Origin of the sequence: Candidatus Frankia alpina, from assembly GCF_902806485.1 — a bacterium.
GTDB lineage: Bacteria > Actinomycetota > Actinomycetes > Frankiales > Frankiaceae > Frankia > Frankia alpina.
In genome coordinates, this window is sequence record NZ_CADCWT010000367.1 from 1 (window position 1) to 3,328 (window position 3,328).

The window sequence follows — 3,328 nt, forward strand, 5'->3', positions numbered from 1 at the left end:
ACAATGGGATCGCCCCGACCCAACCGGTGGGCGAGGACCCGAAGCGGTCGACGGCTCCGGGGCGCCGCGACCGGCCCGGTGCCCGGGTCAGAGCGCGCCGTGCAGGAGCGTCGACACCGCGGTGACCTGCAGCGTGGCCAGGTCGTTCGCGTTCGGGGCGTGCCGCGGCGCGTCGGCGTGGCCGAGCTGGTCCATCAGCCCGGTGCGCAGGGACCGGTCGTAGGCGATGCGCTGTCCTGGGCCGGCTCGTTTCGCGGCGTACATCGCGATGTCGGCGGCGTTCAGCAATTGCTCTCCGTCGTCGAGCAGGGGGCCGGACAGGGCGAGGCCGATGCTGGTGACGTCCTCGCACAGGACGGCGAACTCGTCGCCGGAGAGCCGGCCGACCAGGTCACCGGGTCGTACCGCTTGGACCAGCCGGGCGTTGTGCTGGGCGCGGTGCAGCGCCCGGTCGAGGTGATCGAGGAGCGCGGTGCGGTTCGGTTCGGTAGCCCGGTGAGACCGTCGTGCAGGGAGCGGTGGCAGAGTGGAGGAACCGGGTGTCCTGGTCGGTGGGGAGCGGGGGCGCTGTGGGGGGTTCGCGTCGATCCGCGCGGGCGAGCAGGCCGCGCCACTCGCCGGTCTCGTCCATGTGGTGGGCCTGCACGAGGTCGGCGACGAGGGCCTGTTCGGCGGACCGCTGGCGCAGGCTCGCCAGGGCCTGCTGGCGATCGGTGATGTCGGTGCCGATCGCGGCGACGACCTCCACCGTGTCGGGGGCATCCGGGATGGGCACCAGGTGCACGTCGAGGCACCGGCCGAACGCCTCGACGATCTCGTGGACCCGCTCGCCGCCCAGCACTCGGCGCATCAGCGAGAGCATCTGGGGGCTGACCACGTCATGGTCGCCGGCTGCGGGCGAGGACGTCGGAGCCGCTCGCTACAGTGATCCTGGCCGGAGATCGGGGTCGGGGCGTCTCGTTTCCCCCGGCGCAGGCGAGGGCCGGCCGGGTGAAGCTGTCGCACGGGGAGATCGACGGGATGGATGTGGCGAAGGCGGTCCGCCGGGTGATCCTGGGGGATCCGGAGACGGTGCGCGATCGGGTGATGGTGCCGGCGCGCTCGCTGTGGCGTCGGGCCTGGACCCGGCGCGGCATCGACATCACCTCGTCCATGACGACGAAATCCTGCCTCGTCGTCGCCCCGCATCCGGACGACGAGACGTTGGGGTGCGCGGTGGCCATCCTGCGCAAGCGGGCCGCCGGCACCCCGGTCACGGTCGTGATCGTCAGCGACGGTTCCCGCGGGGAGCCGGCGACGCTGCCGCCCGCGGAGTTGATCGAGATGCGTAAGGTGGAGACCCGCCGGGCCTGCGTCCTGCTGGACGTCGGCGAATCCGACGTGCTCTTCCTCGGCTTTCCCGACGCGGAGCTCACCGACTAGGTCGACGCCGTCGCCACGCGCCTCGGCGAGCTCATCGGGACCCTCGCGCCCGAGCAGATCCTGGCGCCGACCTCGTGCGAGGGGCACCCGGACCACGATGCGACCAACGAGGCGGTGCGCCGGGCGGTGGCGGCGACCGGCTTCCGCGGCCAGGTGCTCGAATACACGGTCTGGTTCTGGACGCACTGGCCCTGGACCCTGGGGTACGGGTCGGCGGGCTGGTCGGCGCAGCGGCTGTTTGTCCAGCCTCTCCACCGGTTGCGGGAGCGCCGTCCGCTGCTGGTGGACGCGACCGATCTGCGGGCGCGCCAGCGCCGGGCCCTCGCGGAGCATGCCACCCAGGTGGGGCCCGGCGACGCGGGGTCCGACGACGCCGCGGTGACCGGCGCGCTGCTCGCGACGCTGCAGAGCCCGTACGAGGTCTACGTCGCCGCGGGGGCGCTGCGGCACCTTGACTTCGACCGCCCGTGGCGGCTCGGCCCCGCCACCAGCCGGCGCCCGTAGCGGGCGCGGCGACCGGTGGCGGCGCCGCTGCCATCGTCAGTGGCGAGGGGAGGTCCACTGCCAGTGCCGGCGCCGCTCCCGAGCCAGGTCGGGGTACAGGCCGTCGTTGGCCGGGGCGCTTGACCGGTGACGCTGCTGCGGCAGGCCATGCGCCTCGAAGTGCTCGATGGCCCGCCGGTACGCCTCGACCTTGCGGCGGGCGATGGCCGCGGGTTCGAGCTCGACCACGCCGAGGCGACCCCGGGCCCCGAACGCGCTCGCCCGCGCGGGGGCGAGCAGGAACGGCGCCAGCGCGTCCGCCAGCGGCGCCGGATCGCCGGCCGGCACCGAACACCCGGCCTCCCACCGCTCGACGAAGGGCGCGACCCCAGCCTGGTTCGTGGTCACCACCGGCCGCCCGGCCGCCATCGCCTCAGCGGCGACGATCGAGAAGCTCTCAAAGCGGCTCGGCACGGCGACGACCCGGGCCCGCCGGTAGACGTCGTGGAGCTGGGAACCGGACAGATGACCGGTGAACTCGACGTCCAGCCCGAGCTGAAACGCCCGGCGGGCGAGCCACTCGCCCGAGGGAATCCCGTCGATCTCACCGGCGGAGCGCCCCGCGAACAGCAGTCGGTGCGACACCCCCGCAGCGCGCAGGCGTGCCGAGGCGTCGAGGATGACGTCCACCCCCTTGAATGCCTCGAGTCGACCCACGACGGCGATGGTCGGCGTGGTGTCGGCGACGTCGGGAATGCCGAGCCACGGCTCCGCGTCGAAGGGGTTGGGGATCACCTCGACCTCACGGTTACCCAGCCATGCTCCCGCAGCGTGTCGACGAGCAGCTGCGACGGCGAGGTGACCACGTCCGCCCGGCTGGCCGAGATTCGGTCCAACCGGTCGGCGAGCAGCCCTTGCGCCCCGAGCGGCTGGCCTGCGAGCCGGACCGTGAGCATGGTCGGGCAATGTAGGTGAATAGCCAGCGGCACCGAGCGGCGGGTGGCCTGGATCAGGGCGCGAGTTTTGCCATCCTGCGTCTCGATCACGTCCGGTCGCAGCCCGAGTTGGCGAGCCCACAGGCTGTAGGAAAGTGGGAGGCTGGCCCGCAGCGTCAGTGAGTCACGTGGGTACAGCGGCCCCCGGAGCTGGGCACCGAGCCTTCCCAGCGCGCGGCTCACCGGCACTCGTAGCAGCGGCCGCCGGTGAACGTGCACCCCGTTCTCCACCAAGTCATCGAACCGGTATCCCTGCGCGCACAGCACGTGGACGTCGTGGCCGAGCTGCGCGAGCGCCGTGGCCAGCGCCGCGGTGTAGGTACCCGCGCCGTCCCAGACGACGGGTGGATACTGCTCGCAGAAGAAGAGAGTGAGCCATTCCCGGCAACGATTTGTGAGGTTGGGTAATTGTTGCGGGGTGTGAGTGT

General features: G+C 72.5%; 6 protein-coding genes. 2 read left to right on the forward strand and 4 right to left on the reverse strand.

Features of this window, described 5'->3' with window-relative positions:
- Window positions 1-87: 87 nt before the first annotated feature.
- Both G6R25_RS29975 and G6R25_RS29980 read right to left on the reverse strand, forming a co-directional pair.
- Window positions 88-288: a hypothetical protein gene (locus G6R25_RS29975; RefSeq protein ID WP_336502386.1), complete on the reverse strand. Its 201-nt coding sequence runs from the start codon at window positions 286-288 to the stop codon at window positions 88-90.
- A gap of 103 nt (window positions 289-391) precedes the next feature.
- Window positions 392-877 carry a hypothetical protein gene (locus G6R25_RS29980; protein ID WP_336502388.1) on the reverse strand — a complete coding sequence of 162 codons (486 nt, stop codon included), beginning with the start codon at window positions 875-877 and terminating at the stop codon, window positions 392-394.
- A 113-nt stretch (window positions 878-990) separates the two neighbouring features.
- Here G6R25_RS29980 and G6R25_RS28340 point away from each other — a divergent pair, with 113 nt between their 5' ends.
- Complete coding sequence (locus G6R25_RS28340) at window positions 991-1,422, forward strand: PIG-L deacetylase family protein (protein ID WP_235949466.1); 432 nt, start codon at window positions 991-993, stop codon at window positions 1,420-1,422.
- Window positions 1,423-1,536: 114 nt separating this feature from the next.
- Complete coding sequence (locus G6R25_RS28345) at window positions 1,537-1,926, forward strand: hypothetical protein (RefSeq protein WP_235949467.1); 390 nt, start codon at window positions 1,537-1,539, stop codon at window positions 1,924-1,926.
- Between the two features lie 36 nt (window positions 1,927-1,962).
- On the opposite strand, the gene G6R25_RS31020 is transcribed toward G6R25_RS28345, so the two are convergent.
- Window positions 1,963-2,700, reverse strand: coding sequence for a glycosyltransferase family 4 protein (locus G6R25_RS31020; RefSeq protein WP_419469404.1), 738 nt, complete (start codon window positions 2,698-2,700; stop codon window positions 1,963-1,965).
- Window positions 2,697-3,328, reverse strand: a 632-nt coding sequence (locus G6R25_RS31025) for a glycosyltransferase (protein ID WP_419469405.1), incomplete at its 5' end; no start/stop codon positions are given. The genes G6R25_RS31025 and G6R25_RS31020, both read right to left, overlap by 4 nt.